Consider the following 17,114-nt stretch of genomic DNA (forward strand, 5'->3'; position numbering starts at 1 on the left):
ACACTACCACAAAAAAGCCATTCCGGACGGTCCGGAATGGCTTTTTTCCTTTTGCCTAGCACTTGCCCCTAGCGCATCTGCGGCTCGTTCTGGTAGTCTTCCGACAGCACGCGGTAACGGTCGAAGATGGAGCGCACGGCACGGCGCATGATGATGCTGGCTTGGGCGCCCTGGCGGGCGGTTACGTTCGAGGCGTAGCCCTGCCACACGGCCCGGCCGTTTTTGTGGTCGATGAGGGTGATGAGCAGGGTGCCGTCGTTGAGCAAGTAGCGCACCCGGTCGTAGCCCTGTCGCTCGTCGGTGGGCGTTTCGTCGTCTTCCACGGCCTCTTTGCGCACCCACTGCATCAGGTCGGGCTGGTTGTAGCCGGTGAAGCGCATGGCCCCGTCAAACACGCGGTAGGAAATCAGCAGGTCGGGGCGGCGCTGGTTGAGCTTGTAGCCCTGGGCGCGCAGGTGCGTCTGAATAGCGTCGCGCACGGTCTCGTCGAGCACGGCGGCGCTGTCGCGGGGGGAGCCGTCGGCGCCCTGCAGGAAGGCGAAAGTGCGGTAGTGGCGGAAGTTGCCCGCGTAGCTGTAATCGGACTCAATGCGCCCCTCGCGGGCGGTAAAGCAGCTGCTGAGCAGCAGGGCCAAGGAAACAGTTGCAGCAGTAGCAGTAGGTTTCATATGCGCAGGGCGGGCAATGAGGTGTTGGGGTTTAGAAGTTAGGCATATTTCTGTTTACGCAAAAAATATAGCGCTTGATTCTCAAAGTTTAAACCGCCGGGCTTACTCCCCGCTCCCGGAATTGCTATATTGCTAATCCGCCCCGCGGCGGCCATTCCCCTATGCTCCAGTTTTACCTCAACGACCAGCTCGTGCGGCCTGCTCACCCGGCCGGCAGCACCCTGCTCGACTACATCCGCTACCAGCAGCACCTGACCGGCACCAAAATCGGTTGCCGCGAGGGCGACTGCGGCGCCTGCACCGTGCTGGTGGGCGAGCTGCGCCCCGACGCCGAGGGGCAGCCCGTGGTGCGTTACCAATCCATGACCAGCTGCCTCACGCCGCTCGGCAACGCCCACGGCCGGCACATCGTCACCGTCGAAGGCCTCAGCCAGGCGGCCGGACAGCTCACGCCGGTGCAGCAGGCCATTGTGGCCGAAGGCGGCACGCAGTGCGGCTTTTGCACGCCGGGCTTCGTGATGTCGATGACCGGTCACTGCCTGCACGGCGCCGCCACCCCCGAGGCCGCCCGCGCCAGCATCGACGGCAACATCTGCCGCTGCACGGGCTACAAGTCGCTGGAGCGGGCCACCGACCGGCTCACGGCCGAGCTGCTGACCCGCGACGCGGCTCCCAAGCGGCTGCCCTGGCTGGTGCAGCAAGGCTACGTGCCAGCCTACTTTGAGCGCATGGCCGCGCGCCTGGCCGAGCTGCGCCGCGAGACCGTGGCCGACGTGGCCGCCCGCACCGGGGGCCACTTGCCCGACGCCAACGACCCGGCCGTAACCCCGCCCCTGACCTATCTGCTCGGCGGCGGCACCGACTTGCTGGTGCAGCGCGCCGACGACGTGCTGGCCGCCGAGGTGCAGCTGCTCTACGGCCACGCCGAGCGCTGCTTTATCCGCGAGCAGGCCGACGGCCGCATCAGCTTGGGGGCCGCCACCACGGTGGAGGATTTGCGCAGCTCCGAGCTGCTGTTGGGCCGTTTTCCGCGCCTGCGCCAGCACCTGAAGCTGGTGTCGAGCACGCCCATCCGCAACATGGCCACCGTGGCCGGCAACTTCGTCAACGCCTCCCCCATTGGCGACCTGACCATCTTCTTCCTGGCCCTCGACGCCCGCCTGACCCTGCAAAACGCCGCCGGAGAGCAGCGCCAGCTGCCCCTGCGCGAGCTGTACCGGGGCTACAAGCAGCTCAACCGCCAGCCCGACGAGCAACTGGTGGAAATCAGCTTCCTGCCCCCGGCGGAGGGCGAGGTGTTCAACTTCGAGAAAGTCAGCAAGCGCACCCACTTGGACATTGCCAGCGTCAACGCGGCGGCCCGCCTGCGCGTGCACGATGCGGTGATTCAGGAGGCGCACCTCTCGGCCGGCGGCGTCGGCCCCACGCCGCTCTACCTGCGCCGTACCTCCGAGTGGCTCAGCGGTCAGCCGCTGACGCCCGAGACCCTGCGCGCGGCCGGCGAGCTGGCTCAGCAGGAAATCAGCCCCATCAGCGACGCCCGCGGCACGGCCGAGTACAAGCGCCTGCTGCTGCGCCAGCTGCTGTACGCGCACTTCCTGGAGCATTTCCCGCAGCAGCTGACCCTGGCCGAGCTGCTTTAATCTTTCTCGTTACCCGTTGTTCGTTTTCCGCCGGCCGCGCCCGGTTGCAGCCAGAAGGCCCTGAGCGGCGGCTCGGCAGCCGGGGTTGCGGCCCTGCTAGGTATTGGTCACTGAGTGGGCCGCCCAAGCACGCACGAACAACGAAACACGCCCCTTCCATGCACAACCTCGACGCTGCCGGCCACGTGCGCGGCGAATCGCAATACCTCGACGACATTCCGACGCAGCGCGGCACCCTGCACGCGGCGGTGTTCGGCTCCCCGCTGGCCCACGGCGTGCTCGACGGGCTCAGCCTGCAAGCCGCCCGCCGCGCCCCCGGCGTGGTGCGCATCCTCACGGCCGAGGACATTCCCGGCGAAAACCAGATCGGCGGCATCGTGCCCGACGAGCCGCTGCTGGCCGAGGGCCACGTGCACTTCCAGGGCCAGCCGGTGGCCCTGGTGCTGGCCGAAACCGAGGCCCAGGCCCGCGCCGCCGTCAAGCTCATCGAGGCCGACATTACGCCGCTGCCCGTCATCACCGACCCGCGCGTGGCGCAGGCCCAGGGCGAGCTGATTGTGCCCCCGCGTACCTTCCGCCTCGGCGACCCGGCCACGGCCTGGGCCGACTGCGCCCACATCATCGAGGGCACGGCCGAAAACGGCGGGCAAGAGCACTTGTACATTGAAACGCAGGGCGCCTACGCCTACCCCACCGACGGCGGCGGGGTGCGCGTGCACTCCTCCACGCAGGGGCCGACCGCCGTGCAGCGCCACACGGCGCGGGTGCTGGGCCTGGGCATGCATAAGGTGGAAATTGACGTGGTGCGCCTCGGCGGCGGCTTCGGCGGCAAGGAAGACCAGGCCACCACCTGGGGCGCCTTGGCCGCGCTGGCCGCCCACGTGCTCAAGAAGCCGGTGAAGCTGGTGCTGCCCCGCCACGACGACCTGCGCATGACCGGCAAGCGCCACCCCTACTCCTCCGACTTCAAGCTGGGCCTCTCGGCCGATCTGAAGCTGCTGGCCTACGAGGTGACGTTTTACCAGAACGCCGGCGCCGCCGCCGACCTCTCGCCGGCCGTGCTGGAGCGCACCCTGTTTCACGCCTGCAATACCTACTTCATCCCAAACGTGCGGGCCACGGCCTACAGCTGCCGCACCAATCTGCCGCCCAACACCGCTTTCCGCGGCTTTGGCGGGCCGCAGGGCATGTTCGTCATCGAGTCGGCCATTGCCCAGGCGGCCGAGCAGCTGGGCGTGCCGGCCTACGAAATCCAGCGGCGCAACCTGCTCGCGGACGGGCAGGTGTTTCCCTACGGGCAGCGCGTGGCCGACTGCAACGCCGGGCTGAGCTGGCAAACGGCCGAGCAGAAGTTTGAGCTGGCCGGCTGGCAGACCGAAGTCGACGCCTTTAATGCGCAGAACGCGACGAAAAAGCGCGGCTTGGCGGTAATGCCGATTTGCTTCGGCATCTCGTTCACCAAAACGGCCATGAACCAGGCTCGGGCCCTGGTGCACATCTACACCGACGGCTCGGTGGGCATCAGCACCGGAGCGGTGGAAATGGGGCAGGGCGTGAACACCAAGATGATTCAGGTGGCCGCCCGCACTTTGGGCATCAACCCAAACCGGGTGCGCATCGAGGCCACCAACACCACCCGCGTGGCCAACACCTCGCCCTCGGCCGCGTCGGCCACCGCCGACCTCAACGGCAAGGCCGTGGAGCTGGCCTGCCGGGAGCTGCGCGCCCGCCTCATGCGCCACGCCGCCGACGAGTTAAAGCTGGAATACGAAGGCCTGGAAATCCGCGACGAGCAGGTGCTGGCCGCCGGCAAGCCCGCCGAGACGGACTGGGAAAAGCTGGTGTCCTCGGCCTATTGGAAGCGGGTGAGCCTGACGGAAAACGCCCACTACGCCACGCCCGATCTGTGGTTTGACCAGACCGAGGAAAAGGGCCACCCCTTTGCCTACCACGTCTACGGCACGGCCTTGGTGCAGGCCACGGTCGACGTCGTGCGCGGCACCTACGACGTCGACGCGGTGCGGCTGGTGCACGACTTTGGCCAGAGCTTCACCCCGGGCATCGACCGCGGGCAGATCGAGGGCGGGCTGGTGCAGGGCCTGGGCTGGATGACCATGGAAGAGCTGATTTACAACGAGCAGGGCCGCCTGCTCAGCAATGCGCTCAGCACTTACAAAGTACCCGACCTCTACAGCGTGCCGGCCGTGGTCGACGTGGAATTCTTGGAAACCCCGGGCCACCCCAACGCCATTCTGCGCGCTAAGGCCGTGGGCGAGCCGCCGCTGATGTACGGCCTGGGGGCCTATTTCGCCATTCGCAACGCCGTACGCGCCTTCCGCCCCGATGTGCGCCCGGCCTTTTCGGCCCCCATCACGCCGGAAAAAGTGCTGACCAGCCTCTACGCCCCGGCCGCAGTGCCAGCCCCCCGCCACGAGCCGGCCACAACCTCGTAATAAACGCGCTCCGGCCGGTCCCACCGCGCCCGTCCAGGTATTCCTGGGCGGGCGCGGTGTGTTTATGATTGACGACCAGGGCTGCGGCAGGGAGGGGCAGCGTCTCGACAAGGTGAAAATGCTCGTGCCGCTATCCTATTTTATGCTCATAAAATGCTTCCTTGCAGTTGGATTCACCCACCACCTTGGACCTTTTTAACGTTTCGCCCTCCGTTCCACGCGACCTGCTGGTATGGCAGCACGCCATGGCGTGTCTGCGCGCCGGCATTCCGGTTAGTTTGCTGCTGGTAGCGCGCAGCAGCGGCTCCAGCCCGGGGCGGCAAGGCTTCAAAATGAGCGTGGCGCCGGGCAGCATGGTCGGCTCCATCGGCGGGGGCATCATGGAGCACAAATTCGTGGAGCTGGCGCGGCGCGGCCTGAGCGAGGGCCGCCGCGACGTGCTGCTGCGCGAGCAGATTCACCGCGGCGAAGCCCCGCATAACCGTTCGGGCATGATTTGCTCGGGCGAGCAGACGCTGCTGCTGTTGCCCTTGACCGAAGCGCATTTGCCCACCCTGCGCTTTGTAGCCGAAGCCCTGCAGCAGCACCGCCCGGCTTGGCTGCGCTGCACGGCCGCCGGGGAGCTGTTTGCCGCCGACGGTGCCCCGCCCCTTGCGCCGGGCCTGCACGGGTCGGCCACTGGCGAGGACTGGCAGTACATTGAGCGCCTTGGGTTTCGCGACCAGCTGACCATCGTGGGCGGGGGCCACGTGGGACTGGCCCTTTCGCAGGTGGTGGCCAACCTGGACTTTCGCCTCACCGTGCTCGACAACCGCGCCGGCCTGAATACCCTGCAGCTCAACCCCTACGCCCACGAGAAACGCACCCTGGATTACGCCGCCCTGGGCCCGGCCCTGGCCGATGGGCCGCACCAGTACGTGGTGGTAATGACCTTTGGCTACCGCACTGACGCAGTGGCACTACGTCAGTTGATTGGGCGGCCGTTTGCGTATTTGGGCGTGATGGGCAGCGCCGCCAAAATTGCGACCATGCGCCAAGAGCTACTCGCCGAAGGGTATTCGGAGGAGCAACTGGCCCGAGTACATGCCCCCATCGGGCTGCCCATTCACAGCCGCACGCCCGAAGAAATAGCCATTAGCGTAGCCGCCGAGCTGATTCGCGTGCGTAACGCGCCGCGCGCCTAACGACGCCAGCCCCAACGCTACGTCCTAGCGCGCCCCCTGAATCAGAGCGCATTCTTCCACCGTCAGGCCCGACATGCGCACCCAGTGCCGCAGGGCCGCGTCGTTGATGCTGGAGATGGGCGCGTGGCGGTACTGGCTGTCGAGCTGCTGCTGCAAGTCGGGGCGGCCGGTTTGTTGCAGCAAGTACCCGAGGGCAGCGGGCCGGCCGTGTTCATCGAGCAGAGTGGGCTGCGGCCCGGTATCGGGCGGAGCTACCTGCCCGGCCGTGCGGTAGGCGTGCAGCATTTTCAGGGCTTGGTAGCGGCGGCGGCGCAGGTGACTGGGCAGCTGGCGGGTGCTTTTGTGCCGCAGCACTTCCTCGGCGTAAGCCAAGCGGGCGGCTTCACGGGCGTTTTCGTCGGTATTCGCCTCGGCCTGCCCGGCGGTCAAGAATTCCTCGTAACTGGCAGCTGAAGCATAAGTGCCACCGCCCGGAGGGGCGGTGGCCGAATCGTGCTGGCAGCTCGTGCTGAGCAGCACGACCATCAGGCTGGCAGAAATAGTCAACAACTTCACGGTGGGTAAGGATAGTAGCTAAAGACAGCGACCGAACCACTGGCAATAATGGCCCGTGGCAGCTGCCTCTGCCTCCCATGATCCTACTTTACCCCACCAGGTTGCAATGACCTATAAATTTTTTCAGTCGACTGCGGATGCCTGCAGGCTATCAGACCCTTACGCTTCATAATTCCCCTTCTACGGTCTGCACTTCTTGTTGACGAGGCCGGCGGCGTACCCGGAACGGCGGCGGGTCCGCACGGGCGGGAAACGGGCCAGTCCGCGGGCCCCAAGTCGTTCTCAGGCCCAGAAGCAAGCCGCGCAGTTAGCGCCGGCAAGCTTTTGTCGCCATCCGGCAGCCCGGCGCCGCCAGTAGCAGCGGCCTTGGGAGCGGGTACGCGGGCGTATTCGGAATGCGACGTGTTGTTGACAAAAGCTTCCGGCAGGCCGTTCGTGGCGGGGCGGCGTTTATTGGTAGCCGGCGGCTTGCAGCCGGAATAGCTCGGCGTAGCGGCCGCCGCGGGCCAGCAGCTCGGCGTGGGAGCCCAACTCCACGAACTGCCCGTGCTCGATGACGAGGATGCGGTCGGCCATGCGCACGGTGCTGAAGCGGTGCGAAATGAGCACGGCGGTTTTGCCCTGGGTCAGGTCTTTGAACCGTTGAAACACCTCGTACTCGGCGCGGGCGTCGAGGGCGGCGGTGGGCTCGTCGAGGATGAGCAGCTGCGCGTCGCGCATGTAGGCGCGGCCGAGGGCAATTTTCTGCCACTCCCCGCCCGAGAGGTCCACGCCGCCGTTGAAGCGCCGGCCAATCATCTGCTCGTAGCCCTGCGGCAGCTTGGCAATGACGGAGTCGGCCAGGCTTTGCTGGGCGGCCTGCTCGATGCGCGGGCGGTTGTTTTTCTCCTCGATGCGGCCCACGGCCAGGTTTTGGCCGGCCGGCAGCTGAAAGCGCACGAAGTCCTGGAAGATGACGCCGATTTCCTGGCGCAGCTCGGCCGGGTCGTACTCGCGCAGGTCGTGGCCGTCGAGCAGGATGCGGCCCTCGGTGGGGTCGTAGAGCCGGGCCAGCAACTTGACGAGGGTGGTTTTGCCGGCGCCGTTTTCGCCCACCAGCGCCAGCTTCTCACCGGCGCGCAGGTGGAAGCTGAGGTGGCGCAGGGCCCATTTTTCGGCGTTGCGGTACTTGAAGCCCACGTTGTCGAAGGTAAACCCTTCGCGGATGGGCCGCGGAAAGGGCCGCACCGATTGCCCCGCCTCAGGCCGGCGGATGCGCGGCTGCAGGTGGAAAAAGTCGAAGAAGTCCTGCAGGTAGAGCGCGCCGTCGGCCACCGAGCTGAAGCGGCTCAGAATGCCTTCCAAGAGCCCGCGCATGCGCCCGAACGAGCCGGCCAGAAAGGTGAGCTGGCCGATGCTGATTTGCCCGCGCACGGCCTGGCTGATGATGTACACGTAGGCCGCGTAGTAGCCGGCCGCGCCCACGGCGGCGAAGAAGGTGCCCCAACCGGCGCGGCGAATCACCAGGGCCCGGTTCTGCTGGTAGAACTGGTCGGAGAGCAGGCGGAACCGATCGATGAGAAACCCGGACAGGCCAAAAATCTTGACCTCTTTGGCCGTTTCGTCGGAGGCGCCGGTCTGGCGCAGGTAGTCCAGCTCGCGCCGCTCGGGCGTCCAGCCGTGCACCAGCGAGTAGCTGCGCTCATTGAAGTGCGACTCGCCCAGGAAGGCCGGCACCACCGCCACTAGCAAGAGCAGCAGCAACCAGGGATTGAAGGCGGCCAGGCCCACGGCCAGAAACGCCATGGTGATGAAATCCTGAGCTTGCGAGAGGACCTGGGCCATGAGCACGGTGCGCGAGAGGGTTTGGCGCCGGGCCCGTTCGAGCTTGTCGTAAAAGGCCGCGTCCTCGAACTGGTCGAGGTCCAGCTCGGCCGCGTGCTGCATCAGGCGGATAGACGTCTGGTTGGCAAACAGGTCGCCGAGCAGGGAGTCGAGCAGGGCCACGCCGCGGCCCAGGGCGTCGGACAGGATGGCCAGGCCGAACTCCAGGGCCACCAGCTCCAGCACCGGGGTGAGGGCCCGCTCGGCGGCGGGCTGCCGGCTCAGCTGCACCACGCTGTCGAGGATGAGCTGCCCCACGTAGAGCATGGCCACGGGCAGGGCAGCCCGCAGCAGGCGCAGGGCCACGTTGCCGAGGGTGAGGCCCGGCGAGGTCTGCCAGATCAGTCGTAGAAACTCGGGCAGGTTTTTGAGGGCCGAAAACCGCTCCCGCACGCTCACGGCGGGCTTGCCGTCGGGGCGCGGGCGCTTGGCCGATACGCGTTGGAAAAGATCCGTCCAGAAACTCATGATGGGCAGTTGAACGGATGTATAACAAATCAGGACGAATTCGGGCAGCTGCTGCGGTGCGCCGTCGTTGCGAACCGGCCCGCCAGTAGCGCCAGTAGTGTCGCCCGTCCTTGCGAGCGAACCGACGGTCGACGTAGTCAAGCGCGGCAAGCCTTCTGCTAGTAGCACCGCCGCCCAGTTCCTGCCAACCGCAGCCGGCCCCGCTCGAAACCAGCGTCATCGGTTTTGGTGGGGCCGTTTTAAGTCTGTGCCAGTGGGCCCGTTGTGCCGCGAGCGGAAGAATTGCGTCGTCGTGCCTCCTCGCAACGACGGCGGGGAGACGGCGCAGCCTTCCTGCAAGGAGGGCGGGATGAATCGGTGTTACGGCCGCGGGCCCGAAGCCGCGTCTTCATACCGGGCGGCACTGCCCGCTGCGGGCTACCTTTGCGGGCTCGTTTCGCGTACCGCTTCCCATGTCCACTGCTGCCCCGGGCAAGGTGTACACAACCGGTTTCTGGTTGATGTGCCTGTCGTCCTTTCTGTTTTTCCTGAGCTTCAACCTGCTGATTCCCGAGCTACCGGCCCACCTGACCAGCCTAGGCGGCGGCGAGTACAAGGGCTACATCATTGCCCTGTTCACCGTCACGGCGGCCATTTCGCGCCCCTTCAGCGGCAAGCTGGCCGACACGGTGGGGCGCATCCCGGTGATGGTTATTGGCACCTTGGTGTGCTTTGTGTGCGGCTTCCTCTACGCCTGGGCCACCACCGTTTTCACTTTTCTGGCCCTGCGCCTGCTGCACGGTTTCAGCACCGGCTTCAAGCCCACCGGCACGGCCGCCTTCATTGCCGACATCATCCCGGTGGAGCGCCGCGGCGAGGCCATGGGCCTGCTGGGCGTGTGCGGCACCCTGGGCATGGCCGTGGGCCCGGCCCTGTGCGGGCCCATCACCGAGTATTTCTCCCTCAACACCCTGTTCTACGTCTCCTCCGGGCTGGCCCTGCTTTCGGTGCTGGTGCAGGGCACGATGACGGAGACGCTGAACCCCGCGCAGCGGCAGAAATTTCACTGGGGCCTGCTGCGCATCGAGTGGCACGAGGTGCTGGAGCCGCGCGTGCTCAAGCCGGCCGTGGTCACGCTGCTCTGCCTGTTTCCCTACGGCGCCATCGTCACCATCGTGCCCGACCAAAGCCAGCTGCTGGGCCTGACGGGCCTCACCAAGGGCTCGTTTTTCATCTGCTACACCATTTCCACCCTGGCCGTGCGCTTGGTGGCCGGCCGCGCCTCCGACGTGTACGGGCGCGTGCCGGTGCTGCGCCTCTCCACCCTGGCGCTGGTGCTGGCGCTGGCCGTGCTCACGCTGGCGCGGACCCCGCTGGTGTTTCTGGTCGGGGCGGGGCTATTCGGGCTAGCTTCGGGGCTGAACTCGCCCACGCTCTACGCCTGGACGGTGGACCTGAGCCACCCCGAGCACCGGGGCCGCGCCGTGGGCACCATGTACATTGCGCTGGAAGTGGGCATTATGTTCGGGGCGCTGCTGGCCGGCTGGGTATACTCCAACGACGCCTCCCGCCTGCCGCTGGTGTACGCCCTGAGCGCGGCCTGCGTGCTCGGGGCGCTGGTGTACCTGTACCGGCAACCCGTGCAGCGGCCCACCAGGCTGGCGGATTAATTTTTTTCATCTTATCTTCAGAATATGCAGGCCGCTTGGTACTTTTAAGGTACCAAAAGTGGGTTTTGGGGCCAATTAGCCCTGAAACTGCCCGATTGAATAGCTTTTATCGGTTTTTGAAGATGAGTGTACTTCTACCCTGGCGCCGCGCCGGCATGGCGGTGCTGCTAACCCTTGGTGCCCTAACCGCCCGCGCCCAAAACGAACCCATCAAGTACGGCAAGGTCGACGCCAAGCTCTTCGACCCGGCGCAGTACCCGACCGCCGCCGGGGCCCCGGCCGTGGTGCTCTGCGACTACGGCACCTCGCGCATCGAAGGGGCCGACGACGGGTTTCGCGTGGTGTTCGAGCGCGTTACGCGCATTCTGGTGCTCACCAAAGCCGGCTACGAGCAGGCCACGGTGCAGATTCCGCTCTACCGCCGCGAGGCCGACGAGGAAAAGCTGGTGAACCTGCGCGGGGCCACCTACAACCTGGTGGGCGGCAAGCTGGAAAAGCAGGAGCTGGACTCCAAGACCGTGTTCGGCGAGCGGCTCGACGAGCACCGCAGCCTGCGCAAGTTCACCCTGCCGGGCGTGCGCGAAGGCAGCATCGTGGAGTACGCCTACACCATCAAGTCCGACTTCGTGTTCAACCTGCAGGACTGGCGCTTTCAGCGCGACATTCCGGTGGAGTGGAGCGAGTACCGGGCCGTGATGCCGAGCTTCTACCAATACAAGCAGATTCAGCGCGGCTTCCTGCCCTACAAGATTCAGGAAACCACCGTGGTGCCCTACCACACCACCTACCACGCCTCGACCAAGGACGGCTACGGCACGCTGCTCACCGAAAGCGGCAACACCTCCATGCTCACTACCCAGGCCATCCGCTGCCGCTGGGCCATGGAGCACGTGCCCGCCTTCCACGACGAGCCCTACATGACCACGGCCCGCGACTACCTGGCCGGCATCGACTTCGAGCTAGACTTGATTCAGTTCGACCCGGCCCGGCCGCACCCGGTCACCTCGACCTGGGAAAAAATCAGCGCGGAGCTGACCAAGGACGAGCAGTTCGGGGCTTGGATCAACGGGCGCACGGCCCTTTCGGCCCCGGCCGAAGCCCTGGCCCGCACCTACCCGGACCCGGCCACCCGGGCGGCGGCTGTGCGCACGCTGGTGCAGCGCGCCGTGCGCTACAGCGGCGAGGAGCGTCTCTACGCCGACCAGCCCCTGCGCCGGGTATTGGAGCAGCAGCGCGGCAACGCGGCCGAAATCAACCTGCTGCTGGTGCGCACCCTGAGCGACGCGGGCCTGCCCTGCTGGCCGGTGCTGGTGAGCACCCGCGGCCACGGCCGGGTGTTCACCGATTTGCCCCTGATCAGCCAGTTCAACTACGTGGTGGCGGCCGTGCCCCTGGCCAACGGCTCGGAGCTGCTGCTCGACGCCACCGAACCCACGGCCGCCGCGGGCACGCTGCCCGCCCGCTGCCTCAACGGGCAGGGCCGCCTGGTGGCCGCCAACGGCCGCTGGGTTTCGCTGGTGCCCAGCCAGAAGCACGCGCGCGTCACCAACGCCCGGTTTAGCCTCGATGAGCAGGGCCGCCTGCAGGGCACGGTGCGCCGCGAATACGTCGGCTACGCCGCCCTGGCCGAGCGCAACCAGCTGGCCGAGCTGGGCGAAAAGGCCTACCTCGGGGCCTTGCAGAAGCAGTACGTCGACTGCCAGTTGCGGCGCACCGCGCTGGCCCAGGTCGATTCGCTCAGCAAGCCGCTGGTGCTCGACGTGGACCTGAGCTTGCCGGCCCTGGAAACCGGCGCGGCGCAGGTGTACCTGCCGCTGCTGCAGTTCGTCACCGACCGCCAAAACCCGCTTCAGCCCGACTCGCGCATTTACCCGGTTGACTTCGGCACCCTGCACGAGGACGTGCTGTCGGTGGCGCTGGCGCTGCCCAAGGGCTACCGCATGGACGAGCTGCCCAAAAACGTGGTGCTGAGCCTGCCCAACGGCGACGGGCGCTACTCCTTCGAAGCCGCCCTGCGCGACAACGTGCTCTACCTCACCAGCCGCCTGCAGCTGCGCAAAACGCAGTACCAGCCCGGCGAATACCCGGGCCTGCGCGAGCTGTTTACCCGCGCCTTAGCCAAGCACCAGGAGCCGCTGGTGCTGCACCGCACCCCCTGAGCCGCCGGTGCCCCCTGCGGGCGGTTCCTGCCTTTTTCGTCACTCCCTATTTTCCGCATGAAACACGTTTTACGCACCACACTGCTGGCCGCGGGCCTCAGCGCCTTGGCCTGCCTGCCGGCCCGCGCGCAGGCTCCCGAGCCCATCAAATTCGGCAAAATCGACTCGAAGGACTTCGACAAAGCCGCCTTCGCGGGCGACTCCGCCGCCAACGCGGTTATCCTCTGCGACTACGGCCGCTCCCGCTTCGACATGGGCTCCCAGGGCGGCTTCGTGCTCGTGTTCGACCGCGTTATTCGCATCAAAATCCTCAAGAAAGCCGGCTACGAGTGGGGCGACGGCGCCGTGATGCTCTACCACAAAGGCGCCGACACGGAAAAGCTCAGCAACCTGCGCGGCTTCACCTACAACCTCGGCGCCAACGGCGAAATCACCAAGGACAAGCTCGAAACCAGCGCCGTGTTTACGGAGCAGGTCACCGGCACCCTCACCCGGCGCAAGTTCACCATGCCCAACGTGCGCGAGGGCTCGGTGGTGGAGTACGCCTATACCGTCACATCGGACTTCCTGTTTAACCTGCAGGACTGGACCTTCCAGCACCAGGTGCCCACGCGCTGGAGCGAGTACCGCGCCAGCATCCCGGAGTACTTCCACTACAAGCAGCTGTGGCAGGGCTACGAGCCGCTGGCCGTGCAGGAGCGCACCGACGGCAGCACCCAGTTTGTGGTGCGCGGCAGCGGCGGCTCGGTCGGCGGCAACTGGACGACCTCCCACCAGGGCACCAGCAGCCAGGCGGTGGTAGCGCAGGTGGTCAACCACCGCTGGGCCACCCAGAACGTGCCCGCCCTGCGCGAGGAGCCGTTTATGACCACCGCCCGCGACTACGTGACGCAAATCAACTTCGAGCTGGAGGGCGTGAAGTGGCCGAACGAAGCCTACCGCAACGTGAGCGGCACCTGGGAGAAAATGCAGATGGAACTGCTCAACGCCGATGAGTTCGGTGGGCAGCTCAACCGCGGCGGCTTCCTCAAAGCGCAGCTGAGCGCCCTTACCGCGCAAAACCCGCTGGCCGCCGACCGCGCCGCCGCCGTGCACGCGCTGGTGCGCGACAACGTGAAGGCCAACGGCCAGACCAGCCTGTTCAGCGACGCGGGCATCCGCAAGGCCTGGGACCAGCACCAGGGCAATGCGGCCGACGTGAACCTGCTGCTCATCGCCGCGCTGCGCGAGGCGGGGCTACGCGCCTACCCGGTTATCCTCAGCACCCGGGAGCACGGCCGCGTCGACACGAACTTTCCGCTGCTCACACGCTTCAACTACGTGGTGGCCGCCGTGCAGCTCAACGACAGCACCCAGGTGCTGGCCGACGCCACCGAGCCGTTTGCCCCCTTCGGCATGCTGCCCGCCGCCTGCCTGAGCAGCCAAAGCCAGGGCCGCCTGATTCAGGACGCCGCCCACGGCAGTTGGGTGGAGCTCAACTCGCCCTTCCGCCACGTGAGCTACCGCTCGGCCCAGCTTACGCTGGATGAGCGCGGCAACCTCTCGGGCAAGCTGCGCGACGAGCAAGGCGGCTACCGGGCCCTGCAACAGCGCGCTGACCTGCGCCAGCAGGGCGAGAAGAAGTACGTGGAAAACCTGCTCAAACAGCAGCAGGGCTGGAAAATCGACAAGTTTGCCTTCCAGAACACCACGACCTTGACCAAGCCGCTGATGCTGGACCTGGACCTGCGCGTGCCCAGCGAAGCCGAGCAGCCGCTCGGCACGATTTACCTGAGCCTGCTGCAGACGCTGAACGAAGCCACCAACCCCTTCCGCCTCGCCGACCGCCGCTTCCCGGTGGACTTCGGCGCCCGCCGCGAGGAAACCAGCATGGTAACGCTGGCCCTGCCGGCCGGCTACACGGTGGAAGAAATGCCCAAAAACGCCGTTATCGACCTGCCCAACGGCGGTGGGCGCTTCCTCTTCAGCGTCACGCCCGTGGGCAACAGCCTGCAGATCATGAGCCGCATGACGCTGAACCGCAGCATGTACCTGGCCGATGAATACGCCAGCCTGCGCGAGTTCTACGAGCGGATGCTGGCCAAGCAGGCCGAAAAAATCGTGCTCAAGCGCAAATCCTGATCATGCGAGTTTCCTCCCTTTTCCACGCGGCGGCGCTGGGCAGCGGGCTGCTGCTCGGCGCCCGCCCGGCCCAGGCCGGCAACGAGCCCCACTGGCCGGTGGCGGCCATTCCGGCCGCCCTGCGCGAAAACGCCCACGTGGTGGTGCGCCAGCAGGACGACATCATCACCGTGAAAAGCGCCGGCCGCCTGCTGCACACCGTGCACTGCGTGGCCACCATCCTCGACGAGCAGGGCGACGACTGGGGCCAGGCCGTGGTGGGCTACGACAAGCTCATGCAGCTGAGCTACCTGCGCGGCAACGTGTACGACGCCGACGGCCGCCTGCTGCGCGGCCTGCGTGCCGCCGACACCAAGGATTACAGCGCCCACGACGGCTTCAGCCTCTACACCGACAACCGGGTGCGCGTGGCTGATCTGCGCCAATCGCGCTACCCCTACACGGCCGAGTTTGAGTACGAGGTCAGCACCACCAACACCCTGCACTTTCCCACCTGGCGCCCCCAGGACGAGGAGCACGTGAGCGTGGAGCACGCCACCCTGCGCGTGGTGACGCCGGCCGAGCTGCCCCTGCGCTACTTGGAGGAGCGCCTGCCCAGCGGCAGCGCCGTGGCCAAAAGCCAGCAGGGCAGCCAGCTGGTATACACCTGGCAGCTGCAGGAGTTGCCCGCCACCGAACTGGAGCCCCAAAGCCCGCCGTTGGAAGAGCTGGTGCCGACCGTGTACACCGCCCCAACCGCCTTCGAGGTGCAGGGCGTGCGCGGCGACCTGACCAGCTGGCAGGGCCTGGGTCAGTGGGAATACCAGCTCAACCAGGACCGCGGCCAGCTCAGCCCCGAAACCACGGCCAAAGTCGCCGAGCTGGTCAAGGGCATTGCGGACCCGAAGGAGCGTGCCCGCCGGGTGTACCAGTACCTGCAAAGCTCCACGCGCTACGTGTCCATTCAGCTGGGCATCGGCGGCTACCAAGCCTTTCCGGCCAGCACCGTGGCCAGCACCGGCTACGGCGACTGTAAGGCCTTGTCGAACTACTGCATGGCCCTGCTCAAGGCCGCCGAAGTGCCCAGCTACTGCGCCCTGGTGGGCGCCGGCCGCAACCGGGCCGCCCTGCGCACCGGCTTTCCGAGCAACCAATTCAACCACATGATTTTGTGCGTGCCGCTCAAGCAGGACACCGTGTGGCTGGAATGCACCTCCCAGAGCGAGGCCTTCGGCTACATGGGCGCCTTCACCGGCGGCCGGCAGGCGCTGCTGCTCACGCCCCAAGGCGGGCAGTTGGTGCGCACCCCGCGCTACACCACCCCCGACGAAAACCGCCAGTTTCGCCGGGCCGAGGTGCAGATCGACGAGCAGGGCCACGGCCGCGCCACGGTGCGCACCCGCAGCACGGGCCTGCAGCAGGACGAGCTCAGCCAGGTGCTGCACCAGCTCTCGGCCGACGAGCAGCGCAAATACGTGTACAAGCAACTGGCCCTGCCGGCCGTCACCATCGAGCAGCACGCGCTGCAGCCCGACCTGCGCGGCCCGCGCCCGGCCATGACGGAGCGCCTCACCCTGGCCCTGCCCAGCTACGCCTCGCGCACCGGCCGCCGCCTCTTCCTCACGCCCAACCTGCTGAACCGGCTGCCCCCGCCGGCGCCCCACGTGGGCGCCCGCCAAGCGCCGCTGCAGCTGAATCTGCCCTTCGTCGACGCCGATACCATTCGCTACCGGGTGCCGGCCGGCTACAAGCCCGAGTCGGTGCCGGCGCCGGTGCAGTTGCGCACCGCCTTCGGCTCCTACGACGCCCAGACGCAGGTGCTGCCCGACGGCACCGTGCAGTATATCCGCCGCCTGCAGATGCCCGCCGGCCGCTTCGAGCCCAAGGACTACGAAGCCTACGAAGCCTTCCGCCAGCGCATCAGCAAAGCCGACCGCGCCCAGCTGGTGCTCGTGCAGCCGGAGTCGTGAGCGGATGATAAGGACGATGGAGCAGGGCAAATAACAGGAACGTCATCCTGAGCCCAAGCGAAGAACCTTCCTCCACCCCGCACCAACTAAAAGCGCAGCCACCAACGCTCCATTATCCGGGCCAGGTGGCTGCGTTTTGCATTGTACTAGCTACAAGGAACGCTTGCAGTCGAAGTGCCCCGGCGCGGGTGTCGCAGCCTACCTTAGCCACAAAGCCGGGGCGCCGGGCGGCCCTTCGCCTAAGCCGCACGCGCGAACCGATAATCTGGGGAGGGCGGCCCGGCCCGGCGGCGCAAAAGGAATTGCCCACCCGAAACAACCTTCCCGGCGGCCGTTGGTCTATTGTTTGCCAGGGTTCATCCAGTCTTCATGCTGCTCCGGCGGCCTCGTCTTACCTTACCG

Annotated in this window: 10 protein-coding genes; 7 read left to right on the plus strand and 3 right to left on the minus strand. The window is 66.7% G+C overall.

Annotated elements, in window-relative coordinates; all coding sequences use genetic code 11:
- Positions 1 to 68 precede the first annotated feature (68 nt).
- The gene (locus LJ737_RS16385; RefSeq protein ID WP_227767652.1) at positions 69 to 668 is read right to left on the minus strand and encodes a DUF4136 domain-containing protein; all 600 of its coding nucleotides are present in this window, start codon (positions 666 to 668) and stop codon (positions 69 to 71) included.
- Positions 669 to 829: 161 nt separating this feature from the next.
- On the opposite strand from LJ737_RS16385, the gene LJ737_RS16390 reads away from it, so the two are divergent.
- The 3 genes from LJ737_RS16390 (at position 830) to LJ737_RS16400 (ending at position 5,948) form a co-directional block, all read left to right on the plus strand.
- The gene (locus LJ737_RS16390) at positions 830 to 2,311 is read left to right on the plus strand and encodes an FAD binding domain-containing protein (protein WP_227767655.1); all 1,482 of its coding nucleotides are present in this window, start codon (positions 830 to 832) and stop codon (positions 2,309 to 2,311) included.
- 158 nt (positions 2,312 to 2,469) lie between these two features.
- Entirely contained in the window at positions 2,470 to 4,764 is a 2,295-nt protein-coding gene (locus LJ737_RS16395; RefSeq protein WP_227767657.1) for a xanthine dehydrogenase molybdopterin binding subunit, read from the plus strand.
- A 185-nt stretch (positions 4,765 to 4,949) separates the two neighbouring features.
- The gene (locus tag LJ737_RS16400; protein ID WP_227767659.1) at positions 4,950 to 5,948 is read left to right on the plus strand and encodes an XdhC family protein; all 999 of its coding nucleotides are present in this window, start codon (positions 4,950 to 4,952) and stop codon (positions 5,946 to 5,948) included.
- A gap of 24 nt (positions 5,949 to 5,972) precedes the next feature.
- Here LJ737_RS16400 and LJ737_RS16405 read toward each other — a convergent pair whose 3' ends face one another.
- Both LJ737_RS16405 and LJ737_RS16410 read right to left on the minus strand, forming a co-directional pair.
- Positions 5,973 to 6,497, minus strand: a complete 525-nt coding sequence (locus LJ737_RS16405) for a hypothetical protein (RefSeq protein WP_227767661.1) — start codon at positions 6,495 to 6,497, stop codon at positions 5,973 to 5,975.
- A 456-nt stretch (positions 6,498 to 6,953) separates the two neighbouring features.
- Positions 6,954 to 8,834: an ABC transporter ATP-binding protein gene (locus tag LJ737_RS16410; RefSeq protein WP_227767663.1), complete on the minus strand. Its 1,881-nt coding sequence runs from the start codon at positions 8,832 to 8,834 to the stop codon at positions 6,954 to 6,956.
- 452 nt (positions 8,835 to 9,286) lie between these two features.
- Here LJ737_RS16410 and LJ737_RS16415 point away from each other — a divergent pair, with 452 nt between their 5' ends.
- The 4 genes from LJ737_RS16415 (at position 9,287) to LJ737_RS16430 (ending at position 16,712) form a co-directional block, all read left to right on the plus strand.
- Positions 9,287 to 10,483, plus strand: a complete 1,197-nt coding sequence (locus tag LJ737_RS16415; RefSeq protein WP_227767664.1) for an MFS transporter — start codon at positions 9,287 to 9,289, stop codon at positions 10,481 to 10,483.
- A 122-nt stretch (positions 10,484 to 10,605) separates the two neighbouring features.
- Entirely contained in the window at positions 10,606 to 12,642 is a 2,037-nt protein-coding gene (locus LJ737_RS16420) for a DUF3858 domain-containing protein (protein ID WP_227767667.1), read from the plus strand.
- Between the two features lie 57 nt (positions 12,643 to 12,699).
- On the plus strand, positions 12,700 to 14,763 hold the full coding sequence (locus LJ737_RS16425) for a DUF3858 domain-containing protein (RefSeq protein ID WP_227767669.1): 2,064 nt from the start codon (positions 12,700 to 12,702) through the stop codon (positions 14,761 to 14,763).
- Between the two features lie 2 nt (positions 14,764 to 14,765).
- Positions 14,766 to 16,712 (plus strand): DUF3857 domain-containing transglutaminase family protein, encoded by a 1,947-nt coding sequence (locus tag LJ737_RS16430; protein WP_227767671.1) that lies wholly within the window; start codon positions 14,766 to 14,768, stop codon positions 16,710 to 16,712.
- The last annotated feature ends 402 nt before the right edge of the window (positions 16,713 to 17,114 follow it).

This window comes from Hymenobacter sp. 15J16-1T3B (assembly GCF_020711235.1).
Taxonomy (GTDB): Bacteria; Bacteroidota; Bacteroidia; order Cytophagales; family Hymenobacteraceae; genus Solirubrum.